We start from the raw sequence: 16,563 nt of genomic DNA on the forward strand, positions 1-16,563 counted from the left end.
GCCGCTTGCTCACTTCACTGGTGCTTCAAAGAATAACCGGTTGGTCTCGTCCACCATGCGATGCATGCCAAACTCGGAGTCGATCCACTGCCTGAGTTCCTCCGCATCAAACGCCCGGTCGCCGGAGATCAGCTTACGGACACCTTCAGCCATGGCGTCCACGTCATCGACGTCCACAAGAATTCCGTAACGGCCATGGCCCAACAACTCCTCACTACCCGGCACGCGGGTTGAAACCGCTGGTTTGCCGTGGCTCATGGCTTCGTTCAGCACGTTCGCCATGCCCTCGTTCCTCGAACACAGGAGGAACAGATCAATCCCCCCGAAGAAAGCGTCCATATCCTGACGATAGCCAAGAAAATGGATACGGGAGGATTCCGGCCTGGCCTGAATCGCTGATTTGATCTGCTCTTCGAACTCGCCCTCTCCGGCATGCACCACATGCACGTTGTCCGGCAGCCGCGAGAGCACATCCGGTAGCTGGTCAAAGCCCTTCATGGGACTGAAGCGTCCGGCGCACCCCACAATCACGGCATCATCCGGCAGGTCGAACATGGCTCGGAAATCCAGACCCCGCACCCCACTCTGTGGCTGACTGAAACCGTTATAGACCCGGACAACATTGTTCTCATCGAAAAAGCGGGGGTGCCTGAGCATCTCCTGCTTCAGGGAGTCGCTATTCACCATCAGGATGGACTTCATCAACCGGAAGATAGCGAAAAATTTGATCGGGCTTTTTACCCTTCGGGCGATCCCGAGATACAGGATGACACGCTTCACTCCGGCCAGCCTCGAGGACAGGGAAACCAGCCACCAATCTTTCTTGAGGGCGGCAAACACCACATCGGGGCGAAGGCGGCGAAGGATTCTGACGTAGTTGGCCACGACGGCGAGGTTGAAATCCCCACCCCGGGATTTCACTTCGATCACCGACACATTGTCCAACCCAGCAAAGTGTTCAGCAAAGAACCCCTCCAGGAGAATAACGTAGACACAAACGCCACTCTCCCCTAGAAAACGGGCCCTGAGAAGCACGTTCTTTTCGATCCCGCCCCATACCTTCGAGGGGCAGAACAGCACGGCTCTTTTCATAGGTCGCTCACTTGAGGACATCCGGGATCATCGCGGAGTCCTTTTCTTACGCTGGTCTCTGAATCGTCTCTTCAGGCGCCTGATCCCAAAGCTCAGGTCTTCCAGCCACCGGGCCAGGCGCAGCCACTTGGACGATGCCTCCTTTTCTGTCAGGGAGTTCCTCGCGTCCGGGCAACTCCGGAGAAACCGGTCCAGCTCCCGGGCCTTCTGTAGTGCCGGCAGGAACCAGGGTTTCTTGAGCCGGAAATCAATAAACACGACGGAATCACCCGTTATCAGGAAGTTGGCGATTTGCGCATCGGTGCGTAGGTATCCCAGCTGGTGCAGCGATCTCAAAGCATCCAGCACTGCGGGTGCATCCTGCGGACCCGCCCGTCGCCCCTCCACGAAGCGATAACACAGGAAGGAATCGGTGATGAACCCGCCTTGCCGCCGCTCGCACGCCAGCACCGCCCTCGGTACCTCAAACCCCATTTCAGCCATTTGTTCGAGGTGATGGAAAGAGCGTACCGAGTCACTGCCCCGGAACAAGGTCAGCAACCGTTCCCAGCGTCTGCCATTACGGGCCCGGGGCACCTTGAGTAGTAGCGACTGGTTCTGGAAGCAGACCTGGGCACTGAGCGTCCGCCAGTTGTCACGGAAAACCTGCTCCCGCTCTACTCCCCCAGCCAGGACCGCCTCCATCAACTCAATGCTGTCAGCTCTGTCCAGGGATGAAACCAGATGCCAGGGCGCTTCATGGTAGGAGGTAGCCAAGGCTCACGCCCCTCCCTGGCGACACCACTGGCCCGGTATTATATAGAACCCGTGATGAAGCATGATTCTCCCCCTTCCTTCAAAACAGTGCACAGGTATCCGCTCCGTAGGCTTTCTGGAGTTCTTCAAGATAGCTAACCAGCCCAAGGGCCATGACCTCCTCAAACCGGTCATCCCCTTTAATGTAATCGCAGGACCACAACCGCCTCATAATCTGATACTGCAGGATCGGGTCGTGGGTTTTGATAAACGAGCGGGTATAGTCCGTTGGCTTGTCGTTGGGCTGACGGTACCCGGTAAAGCGGCCGGAAGAGAGCATCATGTCCGTGTTGAATATGCGAATCCCGGCGGGCGCGAACCTGAGCATATCGATCACGGCATTGGGGCCCGCGTTGAGGTGCGTATCGGGCATGAACCACTGCAAAGAGCTCAGGAGCCGTAGGTTAGGCAGGCTATCGGGGAAGCAGGAAGCGCCTTTGCGGTTATGGCATACCCCCCAGCGCAACTCGGAGAAAGCCGCCTTGTAGCCCGCGCTCGACAGAGCCTTTGCCTGGGTATTGTTGTAGTAGGCGATATCAATCCTGGCCCCCTGCGTATCTGGGTCTCGCCCCTGATGCCCGCCACGGTAGCCGAATTTCACTACCCTGTCGTGACCATCAATCTCGCTGCCTTGGGCCATGTCGGAGGCGACGGGCCCCACCAGTGCCATACGCATGCCAGCAATGGTTTCCCCGAAGGCAGGATCCGCCGATGACGCCCAGGCCACCGTGGAATCCACATCAATCGGACCGCCAGCCATCAGCGCTATGTACCACCGAGCCTGAGTGATTCGATGTGGTGGACATCCCAGGGATCTCATCCGGTCAAGCATGGACCAGGCCAGGGGAAACCGCTCTCGTTCCACTTCCGCATAGCAGGCCGATGTCAGTTGAGAGAGGCCAGCCCTGCTGTCGTCGGCGTCCATGACCATCCGGTCGAGGGCCTTTTCCCTCAGTATTCGTGCCGTCTCGAAGAAGCCAATACCAATGCTCAGCCGGAAAAGATCAAGCCAGCCCATGGCGGCAAGCAACCCAGGGTCCAGCGCCCGGGCTTGGGACTGGATACTCATCAGGTCTTCGGGGATGAGTTCCGGGCAACGGAGAGCCCCCTTTGCCACCAGCTCTTCCCAGAAGCAGGACAGCGCAGTAGGCACCGGGTACCCAAAGCGCTTGAACGCCGCCTGCAACCCGGCATTTCCGACGGAACGCCGGGTGTCGTTCTTCCCATCGCGGATGAACGCACTCTTCAGCACCAGAAAACGCCACCAGCGGTCGCGCCGTTTCCTGCGGTATAGAAATCGATATAACATCCGTCGTGAAACCCGTCGTTACTCAGCCGTCGCAGCATGCTATTACATGGAAAAGATGGACCGCACCGGCAACTCGTGGCGGGTAGGTGTTACCGCCAGCAACTCCCGGGCCCCGGGGGTGTTCGTATACAGCGCCAGTAGCTCACGCATCTCCTGTGTGCGGGGGTCGTCCGCGCTATAACCGTCAAAACCCGCCATCAGCACCCGGGATGCTTCACCACTGGCCGCAATAGCAAGGGCATAAGCGACGACAAGAGAGGTCGGTAATGTACAGGAGGTTTCACCGAATTCGAAGGTGCCTTGCTCGATCCAGAGGCCGAAATCCAGGACATTCTTACCTGAAAGGGCCTGTTTGAGATCGTCCGTCAGTACGGACCAGGGCGTGATCAGTGGCTGCGGGAGGGCCCTGTGAGCCTGGCAATCCGCCAGCAGGCGCACGGGATGACAGGCCACCCTGAGATCAATCAGTTCCGAAGACACCTCCGCCTGGGTATTCAGGGCAATGACCACCGGCCGATGTCGGAGGATGTAGCTCTCGATAGCTGTCCGGTAACGGGCCACGCCCGGGCCGGTACCCAGCAGCATGACCTGCCGGTCCTTCAGCATTTCCCGGGGGTTCCAGCAGCCCCCCCGGTCATTGCCATAGAAATGCCGGGCGGTGTGCAGGGTATTGAAACTGAATTTCTTGCCGCCATTGATGCGCAGGTGTTCGATGACCGCCAACACATCCTCCTCGCTATAACGTGAATCCCCCAACATTTCCTGAATATAGGTGGGGTGAATACCGTACTTCCCAGCCAGGTAGTAGAACGGGTTGGTGCCCCACCCATGGCGCTCCTGCATGGGCCGGAAGTCCTGCCGTACCACCCTCATCAACGGCACCAGGGATACCGGTTCACTGCGACGATCAGCAATTTCAATGGCCAGTTCCTCGGTCCTGGCGTTTCCGGGTCCGCGCCCCATTCCGGTGACCGTGGCATCGACCCAGGTGACCCCGCTCGCCAGGGCTGCAAGCGTATTCTGCAAGGCCATGCCGAGGTTGTCGTGGGTATGGATTCCCAGCGCTCCAGGCCAGTGGCGACGGAACCAGCTGATAATTTGCCCCGTCTGTTCCGGATTCATGCTCCCCATGCTGTCGGCGAAATAGAGTACATCCAGTGGATAACGGGCTGCGACCCGGGCAAGGGATTCCACCTCGGACTGGATTCGGTCTGCCACCTGCATCAGGTTGAAACCCACAAGGTAACCCCGATCCTTAAGCCAGTTGGTGGCCTCCAGTGCCTCTTCAAATTCATGGACATGACAGGCTATGCGGACCAGGTCTACAGGAGAGTCCTTACTCGCCACCGGGAAGAGAACCGACAGGCGCTGGAAAATATCATCCTGTCCCACCAGCTCCGAGGCATTGACCATGACCCCGACCTTTACCTTTTCCGGAAGCGGCAGGCCCGACAGGAATTCGTCCGAAGTGTAGGCAAAGGCCCCCCTGAACCCCTCCTGGCGCAAGCTACGCAGGCCCATTTCAATGACATCAACACCCGCCGAGGACATTGCATCCAAATAGCGTTCGACAAGGCCAGACTCGAAATCCCAGTCATTGTAGTAACCGCCGTCCCTCAACGTGCAGTCCAGAAATGTCAGTCCGTCATCGCTCATTTCTCAATCCCGGTTTTTCCGATTCCGGTCGACAACATAGCCTCCGCGATCCGGAAATCCTCTTCCCAATCAATATCAAACCCCTGGATCTTGTCCAGAACGTACTTATAGGGTGTCTTACCAATTCTGTCGTGGCAGTTACGATAGACGTCCACCGGAGCCAGAAACACGGCACTGTTGATTTCGTAGAGCGGGGACAGAGTCTGGGTACGGGGCCATTTCTCAACATTACGGTCATAGTTGACTGGCCCTGCATCATTCCAGAGGAAGCCTCGCAGCTCGTTAACGGACATAAGGGAATCATAGCCCTCTTCACGCTTCCTCAGGTACATGTCAATCATGTCATCGTAATGCCCGGCCGTGATAAACGGGGAGGTTACGTGAGTCCACAGCAGATCGCCCTGCTCTACCTGGGCTCCCGCAAACTCAATTAGCTGATCGGTACTGGTGCTGCTCGATGCCAGTTCTTCGGCGCGAGCACGGATCTCCAGTCTGGTACTGGCAACTGAACGGGCGTAGGCAATCACATCCGGATCGTTGGTGGACAGGATGATGTGGTCGATCCTGCGACTGGCTAATAACTGATTGAGTTTTATTTCCAGCAGACCAGAGCCATAACCAGCAATAGGCCGGATATTTTTTTTCGGCACCCTCTCGCTGCCTTTGCGGCAGGGCAGGAAACATGTAATCCCCAAAACTCTAGCTCCCGTGGAAAGATTTTGCCATGGCCAACCAACGGATCAGGCCTTTGACATTACCGGGGCAGTAGCACCGTTAGCAAGCCGCTCTTCCCGCTTCAAAACCGCCCAGATGAAGACCATTGCGAAAACAAACATCATCACGCCAACATTACGCTCAAGCAAACTTTGCGTCAGGTTAGCCACACCGTGAAGGCTCACGAAAAGAGCGCCCCCCAGCCCCAGAGACTTTACCGACGGAGTACCGGAACGGGTTTTCTTCATGAACAATACGAACGGCACAATCAGCAATGCCAGATAGGCCACCAGGCCCACCAGACCATACCTGGCCATATTGTCAATGTATTGGTTGTGCAGGTGCCGGAACAGCCCCACATTTGAATGGATCTCCCCCGCCTGTACAAGCTCTCCTACAACGGCGTCCGTTCCAGCGGGGCCAACGCCAATCAGAGGGTTTTTTCTGAATGCTGTCAAACCAGCCTTGTACATGTCTAAGCGAGTCCCCACAGAGCTATAGTTGACCCCCTCTTCGAAATAAGCTGTGAACTCTTTGGCTGCCGCCTGGATGCGCTGTTCGACCAAGTCTACCGAGGCAAGGGAGACAGGTAGCAAGACCACTGCCACGAAGAAAGACGGCAATAGCCATTTCTTAGAGAGCAAGCGATCCCGATAGGCCAGAAACACCAACAAAACAAGAACCGGAAAGGCCACCCAGCTACTGCGGGTCCCTGAAAGGAGGGAGGCGATCAAACCTCCTGCGAAGCCAACGCCCAGCAAACCAGTCCATAGAACGCCGCGCCTCTCACTCACTGCCCAGGCAAGACCTGCCAGGCAGAGGCAAGACAATGCCAGCGCTCCGTTGCCGAAGTGGATAGGGTTATCAAAGCTCTGCACTCGCCCAGCGTCCTGAAAGGCCGCTAGATATATTGAGTATGCCCCAGTAAACAAGCCACCAACGCCGACGAATAGAAAAATCTGAGCTGCGCTTATGGGGTTCACCAGAAGAAACAGCAAAACCAGACCGGCCGCCAGATAACGGAAGGACAGGTCGAACTCTGAAATATCCTCCCCATGCACAATAAGAATCAAGACTTGGGAAATGAAATAGAACCCAAGCGCCCCCAAAAAACAGAGGCTCTCGCCGTCGACGAGCTGGCCAACCTGTTTCCACTGAAAACCGAGGCTCAGAAATGTGAGGAGTAGCAACAGTACCGGACCAAATTCATAGGCCCAGGGAGTTAAAACATGAAAAATAAAATAGGCGCCAATGGCAACTGCAGCCATCCATGAGAGAAAACCTTTAGTCCCTTTGCCTGCCTCCGGTAATGCCCTGGATCCCGGGTACCTCATCATAGATAATCTTGTCCTGCCAAAGAGCCTGATAAAGGCCGTCTATGATACCCCTCGCAAAGGTATTCCCACAGACTATTACGTTGTGGTTCTGTAACTTGTACGACCCTTTTTTCAACCGAACGCCGCAACCTTTGGAGGTTGTCCGCCTTCCACGCAGCCTCGTCACTCCCGACCCTGAGCCGGCATCGGTCGAGGTCTATCAGGTAGAGCTCGCCACCCGCCACCAGAATGTTGTCGCAGTTCAGGTCAACATGATCGAGGCCGGCATCGTGAAAACGGCGGATCATCCCACCCAGCTGGTGCCAGAGCGCTGCATATGCCAGCTTCGGCGCCTCAGGCAGTGGCACAGCGCAGTCAATACGCCTGACCAGGATCGCAGCCTGATACCAGAGCCCCCGACGCTCCCCCCACCAAGCCGCTACCGGTTCCGGAACCGGTAGGCCACGATCATGAAGCGTCTTGAGGAGGTGGAATTCCTGGCAGGAGCGCGTCCTGCGTCGACCGGTGAAGATATAGCTTCTCTCGGAGATTCGGGCAACGAGCCCACCACGACGATAATGGCGCAGCACCATATCGCCCTGGTCGGTTTCCAAAAACCAGGCACTACCACGACCACCGGCGGATACCGGCTTTGCACGGGTACCCCAGTGGGCGGGATCAAACCAGGCTTCGGTGACGGCCTTGTAGGCGGGGTTTACAACCAGCATTCATCAGCTCTGTCGATGGGCCCGCCTGGGGCTCCGCCAAAGACGTCGCACCCCGGACTGGGCTAGAATGAACGCAGTTTAGCAGGAGCGGCACCGCGTGCTCCACTTGTTGATAACCGAACTGTATCGAGAGCCCCGTTGATCAACTCCATCTGTATCCTCCGCCTTTCCGCCATCGGCGATGTCACCCACGTCATTCCGGTTGTTCTCAGCCTTCAGGAGCAGATCCCGGGGGTGAAGATCACCTGGGTGATCGGCAAGATTGAGGCAAAACTGGTGGGTGACCTGCCGGGGGTCGAATTCATTGTCTTCGACAAGAAGGCCGGCTGGAAAGGCTACCGGGCGCTGCACCAGAAACTGAGGGGACGCCAGTTTGATGCCCTGTTGCATATGCAGGTGGCCTTCCGGGCCAATCTGGCCGCGGCTGTCATTCCAGCAAAACTGAAAATCGGTTACGACAGGGCCCGCAGCAAGGACCTGCACAGCCTGTTCATCAACCGCCGCATTGCGCCTGCATCCCGACAGCATGTCCGCGATTGCCTCGCCAGCTATCTTGAGCCCCTCGGCCTGTCCGCAGCAGCACCCCGCTGGGAGATACCGCTGAGCGCCGAAGATCACGAGTTTGCACGCAGCCTCCTGGCCCGGGACCGCCGCAACCTGGTGATCAGCCCCTGTGCCAGCCACTTCCTGCGTAACTGGCCAGCTGACCGGTACGCCCAACTGGCCGACCACGCCATCCGGGACCACGGAATGAACGTGATTCTGGTGGGCAGCCCGGCGCCATTCGAAGCCGAATACTGCACCAGTATAGAGCAGGCCATGGAGGAACCCGCCACCAACATCTGCGGCAAGGACACCCTCAAGCAACTGACCGCCCTGCTCAGCCAGGCTGACCTTCTGGTCGCACCGGATACCGGCCCGGCCCACATCGCAAGTGCCATGGGCACGGATGTGCTGGGGCTTTTTGCTGCCAGCAACCCATACCGTTCCGGCCCTTATAACTCCCTGCAATGGTGCGTCAACCGCTACCCGGAGGCCCTGCAGAAGTTTACCGGTAAAACCCTGGAGGAGGCCCGCTGGGGCACAAAGGCAGAATTCGAGGGAGCAATGGAGCTGATCACCGTGGACGACGCCACGTCGATGCTGGATCGGTGGGTAGAGAGTCAGATTACAGACAGCCCCCATCACCAGATCAGGCGGAAGCTTTTTTGAAACATAGCAACATTCCCCGGACTCTCGGATTTCGCCCTGCCACCGGCCTTCTGACGGACCGGTTGTTCTGGGCGGCAATATCAGCTGGGTTAATCGTAAGCGCGCTACTTGCCGCGGGTGAACTTACGGGGGCACCCCGGAGCATCGACGTTTATACACTGGCATCTCTGCTGGTTTGGTATCCGGCGATAGAGGAACTCACCTTTCGTGGGGTAATCCAGGGCACGCTGGCAGAGACCACCACCGGCCGAAAAAAATGGCTTGGGCTTTCTGTAGCAAACGTTGCCGCAACCTTCGCCTTTACCCTTTGGCATCTTCTTTATCAGGGAGCCCCGATAATCATCACTCTGGCTTTTCCGTCTCTTGTTTTTGGTTTTTTCCGCGACCGCTACCAGTCCCTGGTGCCCACCCTACTGCTCCACAGCCTCTATAATGGCCTCTTTCTCGCGGCGCATTGGCTGTATACCTGATCTCTTAAATAAAAAAACCCCGGCCAAAAGCCGGGGTTTCTTCTCACGTAAACACCAGATGCTTAATCGGTCGCTTTCCGGTTACGCCAGGTTAACCCACCGATAGCTCCAAGGGCCAAGAGCAGAAGTGTCGGATCAAAAGGTGCGCCGGGGTTATAGCTACAACCGAAGATTCCGTCTGAATCATCCGAGGATGACGCGTCATTGGGTTCTTCCGACGGCGGTTCTACTACGGGTGTCTCATCAATGCGCACGGTGATCAGGGCTGCGTTGGACACTTTGCCGTTCGAAGTGACCGTATAGGTGAACCGGTCCAGCCCGGTAAAATCGGCGGCCGGCGTATAAACCACCTCGTTGTTCTCAATCACGGCACTACCCGTCAAAGGCTCATCCAGCACCGCCACTGCTGGCTCTCCAGCCGGTAGGGCATCGTTGGAAAGCACATCAATGGTTACCGGGGTGTTCTCGAAAGTAACGGCAGAGTCGTTGCTGGCAACAGGTGCCTCCGGGTCTGGATAGGCGTTCACCCGAACAGCCACAGTCGCCTCATTGGAGGTCGTTGGCCCTGGAATCGACACGGTATAGGTGAACGAGGCCAGGCCGGTAAATCCGACATCTGGCGTGAAATCCACAGTATTGTCGGCTTGTACGACCGCATCACCACCGGTTTCACTGACAATGGTAACGGCATCAATGGTCGCCCCGGAGTTCAGGAGCAACTGGCCATCGAGCAGATCATTGGCCAGAACTTCAATATTAGCCGTTTCGGCGCCCGGCTCCCAGTATGGGCTGTCCTGATCGTTCTCATACATGGTGACGAGATCGTTCAGAGCTACGGGCTCCCCGGTGGCAGGCAGATAGGAGGCCAATTCGGGCGCTGGGCTTCCAGCTCCCCCGTCTGCCCATGCAGGCGTTTCATTGCCAACACCCTGGAAATCCGTTGTTGGAACCGCAGTGACCCGGTAGGTTATTGAGTCGTATTTCGGATTTCCTTCTGCATCCAGGATACCTTCACCAATATAGATATAGGCATCCATATTCAAGTTAGCAAAGTCGTCACCCAGGATACTGTCGTAACGAACAGCAGCGCCGTCAGGTATATTCCTTCCAAGAAGCTGCGTCGCCCATTGTTCCAGCTGGTCCGGCGCCACGACCCCAAACGGATTCAGACCAGCGGCATCACCCGCCTGACCATAGCGCCAGTCATAGCCATCCCACCAGGCTTCAATAGCATCCGACTCAGCGGCTGGATCGCCTTCATCGTAACGACCGATAACCGTTGTCGCGAGCGAGTCAGACAACCAGTAGCCGAACAGCCCCCGTGGTAGAACAGTGCCCATCGCCTGCTCATCCACCATGCTGAAATAATTCTGTGTAATGGCACCGGTATATCCGTTTGCATTCGTGTCGTCACCGCTGAAAATAAACTGGGTCTTGTCCGATGTGTCATCAAATTCCTGTGGCGGGAAAAGACCTGCCGCCTGGTCGGACAGGAACCCCGGCGGAAATCGCTCACGTTCACCGGTATCAAACAGTTTGGGAGCGAAATGAGCGAAACGGCTCTCATTCCAGACGGCAACGTCTGGAGCACCAGTTTCACCATCAAAGAATTCCCTTGGGACCATTGTCCTCAGCTCGAAAGCTACGTCATCTTCTGCTACGTCAAACGGGACAAAGCTATCACCGACGCCGTGGCCCAGCTCGACCTTGACTCCAACCAGGCGCTGATCAGTATTATTGATGACTTTCTGAATAACCCGATAGATACGGCCAATACCATACTCCTCACGGAAGGCCTCCAGAGCTTCACCGCCATCATCGACCGGATCCTTGACGCCACCGTATCGGATATCTTTCAAGCCGACATCAAACACCAGGTCCACCGGGGTGCCAGCTTCGACGATTTCCAGAAAGTATCGTTTGGAACTACTAGGGGCATCGCTGCAGGTCTTGGGAACGATGGTTCCTTCAAAATCATCCGCTTCCCGCTCGCCCGAGGCCATGATGCAGTTGTTGGTCGGGAAATCGAAATCGTCAGTCACAACCTGTATGCCAGGCGCACGGCCGCTGCCGTCATCCAGCTCCCAGTAAACCACGGCAGCACTGTCAGTCCAGAGCGTATCTTCTGTTTCCGGAGCATCCGGTGCGTTCGTCAGGGCTGCTTGTGCAGCATCTTTGGCGGCTTCGCTCGTATAAATATGGGTCCGGGCTGTAGCACCGGTGTAACCGTCTATTCCCGGCTCAACAGTCAGCCTGTTGACCTCATTCCATGATGTTAGTTGAGGCACGGAAACATCTACGAAAGTATTGGGTGTCGGCTCCTGAGCAACAACGCTCCCTACCACCATCCCCGCGCTTAGTACACCAACGAGAATGGCCCTTTTGCTGGCTCTTAAGCCTGGTCCGGTCGTTGCCGAACGCTGACCCTGCGGATTCGTTCTAGACAAAGGCATCTTTAACTCCATGATTTAACGTAATAAAAAAACTACTGGAAATCTGCCCACAGTGGCTTGTCGACGGTCAAGCCAAAAGTTTGCGAATTAGTTAACGTGAGCTTAACTCAACGTATGGTTCAAAGAACCGCTTTATGTCAATAAATATAGTGAAATGCGCTAAGCTTATGATGAAAATTGAGACCGTAGGGAAAGACCGTGCTTGATCGAGAGAAAGGCGTGCTGGCTGCAAGCCTGATGGTTACATTTCTCTTCGGCTGTGATGGTGGTGGATCCAGTCGCAGCGGCGTCGCAGAAGATGGGGCAGACGCCCCGGAAACCACGGCCCGGCTCACGATGGCGGAAACTGCGGTGCTTGAATCAGCAGGCCTGATCTCAGGAACCATTGAGCTTGATCAGTCATTGCCTGTAGACACATCCTTCACACTTACCGAAAAGCCTGTCTCCGACAAACTGAACCTGCCCAGCGACCCCATACTGATATCCGCAAAAGCGGACAGTGCTTCGTTTCAGGTCACAATAAGCGACGACAACAGCATCGATGGTCTACAGACTTACACCCTGACTGCGACGTCCACAGCCGATTCGCAACTGGAAGCCAGCGCGGTGTTTGATGTTCTGGACGACGATGATCTGCCCAGGCTGACAACCCAGAAGGCCCATTGGGAGCAAACCGGAAACTTCCTGGCAGCGACCGACTGCGGGTCCTGCCATCAGGCCAGTGAGATCAACGCCGACCCGGCAGCGCTTCGCACGCCGGAGAACCCTGGCGATCCCGCCCCCAGTCCAGACGGTGAGGACATTAGCCCGTCCACTGGCTGGAAAAGTTCCGTTATGGCCAACGCTTTTACAGACCCCTACTTTCGGGCGGCCGTGGCCCATGAAACTGAACAGTTTCCAGAGCTGGCAGGTTTCGTTGAGGACAAGTGCCTCACCTGCCACTCCCCCATGGCCCGGACCCATGCCCACAAAACCGGCGAAGGCCTTCAGAACGATTACTATCCCATGACTTCGGCACTGACCGACCCGCACGCACGGGAGGGAATCAGTTGTTCATTGTGCCATCAGATCACTGATGACGTGGTTAATGAGGACATTAACTCAGGTCACTACAACGTCACCTACGGCCAGACCATTCCCCTGATCTATGGCCCCTATCAAAACCCGGTCAAGAACGCGATGCAAAATGCCATCGGCTTCGAACCGGAGTTCGGGCAACACATGAGCGATTCCAGGCTCTGCGGCAGTTGCCATGAGCTGTTTACGCCGGTAATCGATCATGCCACCGGTCAGCCCAACGGTGAGGTCTTTCCAGAGCAGACACCCTATACAGAATGGACGTTGAGCGACTTCGGCCCGCAAGGCGTCACCCAGGCCTCCTGCCAGGACTGTCACATGGCCCGTGACGACATTGGAGACAACTTCCTCACCAGACTTGCGGTTAATCGAAACGATGGCAGCGTCAATCTGAATTGGCCAGAACGTGGCCCATACTCACCTCACGAATTTCTCGGAGGCAACACCTGGCTGCTGGAGACACTGGAACTTTTCCGGGAAGAGCTGGGACGCAGCACAATCAATCAACCAGGCGACTTCGCCAAGGCCGCAGAGCGCACCCGGGCATTTCTGCAAACCGCTGCTACCCTGGAAGCGTCCGGCGCCGGTCTAAACCAGAACGCGCTGTCTTTTCAGATGACTATACGGAACCACAGCGGGCACAAACTGCCGACCAGCTTTCCTTCACGGCGCATATGGCTGGCTACCCGGGTAACAGATGCCCGAGGCGTCACCGTATTCGAAAGCGGCATTCCGGACGGCAATAGTCGCCTGCTCAGCGATAAGCTGTTTACCCGGGGGGAGTGCCTGGCAGCCAAAAAACCGACAGGATTCGATTCAAGCACGTGCTTCAGCGCCCATGTAGACCAGGTGACGTCAGCTGATCAAGTACCGGTTTACGAGACGGTACTGCAAACCACCACCGGTAACATTACTCATATCCTGCTATACGCCTCTGAACCTCTGAAGGACAACCGGATTCCGCCAAGGGGTTTTAATAACGACGATGCGCCCGGTTATGTAAAGCCTGCCGGGGTGGAGGGAGACAACGACTTCAACACAAACGGATCCGGGACCGACACCGTAAGCTACCAACTGCCCATCGCCGCGGATGTGGAACCGCCTTTGGAAGTGGAGGCAACGCTATACTATCAGAGCATTCGCCCCACTTTTATCAACTCAATTCGTGGCAAACATGAGTCCATCAGTCAGTTTCGCACAGCGGCGGAGTTAAACCCACCGCCAGCGGAAATACTCAGCACACTGAGCTTCACAGTGAACTGAGTGTTGCGCCAGAGAGGTCCTACTTGACCTTGGGATCAAGCTCACCAGCCTCGTAACGCTCGAACATCCTTTCCAGGTTGATCGGCTTGATCTTGCTCGCGTTCCCGGCAGTGCCAAAGGCTTCATAACGGGCCACGCAGACTTCGGTCATGGCCTTCATGGTTTCCTTCAGGAACTTACGCGGGTCGAATTCGGCCGGGTTCTGGGCCAGGAAACGACGCACCGCACCGGTGCTGGCCAGGCGCAGGTCGGTGTCGATATTGACCTTGCGCACGCCGTGCTTGATGCCCTCGACGATTTCCTCAACCGGTACCCCATAGGTTTCCGGAATCTCGCCACCGTACTGGTTGATGATTTCCAGCCAGTCCTGGGGCACGGAGCTGGAGCCGTGCATGACCAAGTGGGTGTCCGGGATGCGGGCGTGGATCGCCTTGATCTGCTCGATGGCCAGGATGTCGCCGGTCGGCGGGCGGGTAAACTTGTAGGCCCCGTGGCTGGTGCCGATGGCAATAGCCAGGGCGTCCACGTGGGTTTTCTTCACGAAGTCTGCCGCTTCTTCCGGATCGGTCAGCATCTGGCTGTGATCCAGGGTGCCCTCGGCGCCGATGCCGTCTTCTTCACCAGCCTGGCCGGTTTCCAGGGAACCCAGGCAACCCAGCTCGCCCTCCACGGAGACGCCACAAGCGTGGGCCATGTCTACAGTACGACGGGTTACGTCCACGTTGTACTCGTACTCGGTGGGGGTCTTGCCGTCCTCACCCAGGGAACCATCCATCATCACCGAGCTGAAGCCCAGTTGGATGGAACGCTGGCAGACAGCCGGGCTTGTGCCATGGTCCTGGTGCATCACCACCGGAATATGGGGGAACTCTTCCACTGCTGCCAGGATCAGGTGGCGCAGGAAGGGCGCACCGGCGTACTTTCGTGCACCAGCGGAGGCCTGGACGATCACCGGGGAATCGGTCTTGTCAGCCGCTTCCATGATGGCACGCATCTGTTCCAGGTTGTTCACGTTAAAGGCAGGTACACCGTAACCATGCTCGGCGGCATGATCCAGCAGTTGCCGCATCGAAATCAGGGCCATGGGTTTGTTCTCCTTGCTCTAAATTTGGTTGAGGCAGACTCGGGAGTCTGCTTCGGCGGGCGGGTAGTGCTTTCCGGGACACGCCGTAAATCCATCCTTGGCAGATTAATGCTCCTGCCAAATCTGCATTCAGGCCATCCATGGCCGTCATAGCTCTTCAAAAACGTCCATGTTTTTGAAGGTCCCGGAAAGCACTACCCGCCCGCCTCGCGATATGGTGACGGAGTTATTCTCCCCGTTCTTCCAATACAGCAACTGCAGGCAGCGTCTTGCCTTCCACAAACTCCAGGAAAGCGCCACCGCCGGTGGAAATGTACGAAATCTTGTCAGCTACACCGTACTTGTCAACGGCTGCCACGGTATCACCACCACCCGCCAGGGAGAATGCGTCACTCTCGGCGATAGCACTGGCCAGGGCCTTGGTACCGTTGCCGAACTGATCGAACTCGAAGACACCCACCGGGCCATTCCACAGAATGGTTTTGGCGTTCTTCAGCAACTGCGCAAACTCTCCAGCAGTTTCCGGGCCAACATCCAGGATCATGTCGTCATCGGACACGTCGGAGATGTTCTTCACGGTTGCCGTGGCGTTCTCGTCAAACTCTGGAGCGACCACCACATCCACCGGCAGTGGGATTTCCACGCGGGAAGCGATCTCCTTCGCAGTATCGATCAGGTCATGCTCACAGAGGGACTTGCCCACTGGATTACCGGCCGCCGCCAGGAAGGTATTGGCAATGCCGCCACCCACGATGATCTGGTCACAGACGTTTTCCAGGGCGTTAAGAACATCCAGCTTGGTGGACACCTTGGAACCACCAACAATAGCGACCACAGGCTTTGCCGGATTATCCAGTGCCTTGCCCAGGGCTTCCAGCTCTGCCGCCAGCAGCGGGCCGGCACAGGCCTCGGGCGCATATTTCGCGACACCGTGGGTGGATGCCTGAGCCCGGTGAGCGGTTCCAAAGGCGTCCATCACATAGACATCACACAGGGCGGCATACTTTCTGGCGAGATCTTCGTTGTCTTTCTTTTCGCCTTTATTGAAACGGACGTTCTCGAACAGCACGACCTCGCCGTCGGCTACCTCGACGCCATCGAGGTAGTCCTTGATCAGCCGGACTTCCTGGCCCAGTGCTCCGGAGAGGTGCTCTGCCACCGGCTTCATGGAAGAGGCCTCGTCGTAGACGCCCTCTTCCGGGCGGCCCAGGTGGGACATCAGCATGACTTTCGCGCCGGCATCCCGTGCCGCCTTGATGGTGGGCAGTGATGCGCGGATACGGGCGTCGCTGCTCACCTTGCCGTCCTTGACGGGTACGTTCAGGTCTTCCCGGATCAGCACTCGCTTACCGGCAAGATCCAGATCGGTCATTTTCTTGATGGCCATAGTCTGT

General features: G+C 56.9%; 13 protein-coding genes. 3 read left to right on the top strand and 10 right to left on the bottom strand.

Annotated features, from left to right (window positions below):
• Positions 1-9: 9 nt before the first annotated feature.
• From ACFOZ5_RS08815 to ACFOZ5_RS08845, 7 genes are all read right to left on the bottom strand, one after another.
• Entirely contained in the window at positions 10-1,092 is a 1,083-nt protein-coding gene (locus ACFOZ5_RS08815) for a glycosyltransferase (RefSeq protein ID WP_379886673.1), read from the bottom strand.
• 27 nt (positions 1,093-1,119) lie between these two features.
• Positions 1,120-1,848 carry a hypothetical protein gene (locus ACFOZ5_RS08820; RefSeq protein ID WP_379886674.1) on the bottom strand — a complete coding sequence of 243 codons (729 nt, stop codon included), beginning with the start codon at positions 1,846-1,848 and terminating at the stop codon, positions 1,120-1,122.
• Positions 1,849-1,927: 79 nt separating this feature from the next.
• The gene (locus ACFOZ5_RS08825) at positions 1,928-3,196 is read right to left on the bottom strand and encodes a hypothetical protein (RefSeq protein ID WP_379886675.1); all 1,269 of its coding nucleotides are present in this window, start codon (positions 3,194-3,196) and stop codon (positions 1,928-1,930) included.
• Positions 3,197-3,238: 42 nt separating this feature from the next.
• Complete coding sequence (locus tag ACFOZ5_RS08830; protein WP_379886676.1) at positions 3,239-4,852, bottom strand: aldolase catalytic domain-containing protein; 1,614 nt, start codon at positions 4,850-4,852, stop codon at positions 3,239-3,241.
• Positions 4,849-5,547 (bottom strand): acylneuraminate cytidylyltransferase family protein, encoded by a 699-nt coding sequence (locus tag ACFOZ5_RS08835; protein WP_379886677.1) that lies wholly within the window; start codon positions 5,545-5,547, stop codon positions 4,849-4,851. Before ACFOZ5_RS08835 ends, ACFOZ5_RS08830 begins: the two co-directional genes overlap by 4 nt.
• Before the next feature lie 45 nt (positions 5,548-5,592).
• A complete protein-coding gene (locus ACFOZ5_RS08840) occupies positions 5,593-6,834 on the bottom strand; it encodes an O-antigen ligase family protein (RefSeq protein WP_379886678.1) in 1,242 nt (413 codons plus the stop codon).
• Positions 6,835-6,899: 65 nt separating this feature from the next.
• Positions 6,900-7,610, bottom strand: coding sequence for a 3-deoxy-D-manno-octulosonic acid kinase (locus ACFOZ5_RS08845; RefSeq protein ID WP_379886679.1), 711 nt, complete (start codon positions 7,608-7,610; stop codon positions 6,900-6,902).
• Between the two features lie 141 nt (positions 7,611-7,751).
• Between ACFOZ5_RS08845 and ACFOZ5_RS08850 the strand changes: the two genes are divergently transcribed.
• Both ACFOZ5_RS08850 and mrtJ read left to right on the top strand, forming a co-directional pair.
• The gene (locus tag ACFOZ5_RS08850) at positions 7,752-8,822 is read left to right on the top strand and encodes a glycosyltransferase family 9 protein (RefSeq protein WP_379886882.1); all 1,071 of its coding nucleotides are present in this window, start codon (positions 7,752-7,754) and stop codon (positions 8,820-8,822) included.
• Positions 8,819-9,292 (top strand): JDVT-CTERM system glutamic-type intramembrane protease MrtJ, encoded by a 474-nt coding sequence (mrtJ, locus tag ACFOZ5_RS08855; RefSeq protein ID WP_379886680.1) that lies wholly within the window; start codon positions 8,819-8,821, stop codon positions 9,290-9,292. The genes ACFOZ5_RS08850 and mrtJ overlap by 4 nt, the downstream gene beginning before the upstream one ends.
• 62 nt (positions 9,293-9,354) lie before the next feature.
• On the opposite strand, the gene ACFOZ5_RS08860 is transcribed toward mrtJ, so the two are convergent.
• Positions 9,355-11,745 (bottom strand): choice-of-anchor F family protein, encoded by a 2,391-nt coding sequence (locus tag ACFOZ5_RS08860; protein ID WP_379886681.1) that lies wholly within the window; start codon positions 11,743-11,745, stop codon positions 9,355-9,357.
• Between the two features lie 198 nt (positions 11,746-11,943).
• Here ACFOZ5_RS08860 and ACFOZ5_RS08865 point away from each other — a divergent pair, with 198 nt between their 5' ends.
• Positions 11,944-14,085 carry a hypothetical protein gene (locus tag ACFOZ5_RS08865; RefSeq protein WP_379886682.1) on the top strand — a complete coding sequence of 714 codons (2,142 nt, stop codon included), beginning with the start codon at positions 11,944-11,946 and terminating at the stop codon, positions 14,083-14,085.
• Between the two features lie 19 nt (positions 14,086-14,104).
• Here the strand turns inward: ACFOZ5_RS08865 and fba are convergent, their stop codons facing one another.
• Together fba and ACFOZ5_RS08875 are read right to left on the bottom strand one after the other, a co-directional pair.
• Positions 14,105-15,169 (bottom strand): class II fructose-bisphosphate aldolase, encoded by a 1,065-nt coding sequence (fba, locus tag ACFOZ5_RS08870; protein ID WP_379886683.1) that lies wholly within the window; start codon positions 15,167-15,169, stop codon positions 14,105-14,107.
• A 226-nt stretch (positions 15,170-15,395) separates the two neighbouring features.
• On the bottom strand, positions 15,396-16,556 hold the full coding sequence (locus ACFOZ5_RS08875; RefSeq protein WP_379886684.1) for a phosphoglycerate kinase: 1,161 nt from the start codon (positions 16,554-16,556) through the stop codon (positions 15,396-15,398).
• Between the last annotated feature and the right edge of the window lie 7 nt (positions 16,557-16,563).

This window comes from Marinobacter lacisalsi, from assembly GCF_042651045.1.
Taxonomy (GTDB): domain Bacteria; phylum Pseudomonadota; class Gammaproteobacteria; order Pseudomonadales; family Oleiphilaceae; genus Marinobacter; species Marinobacter lacisalsi.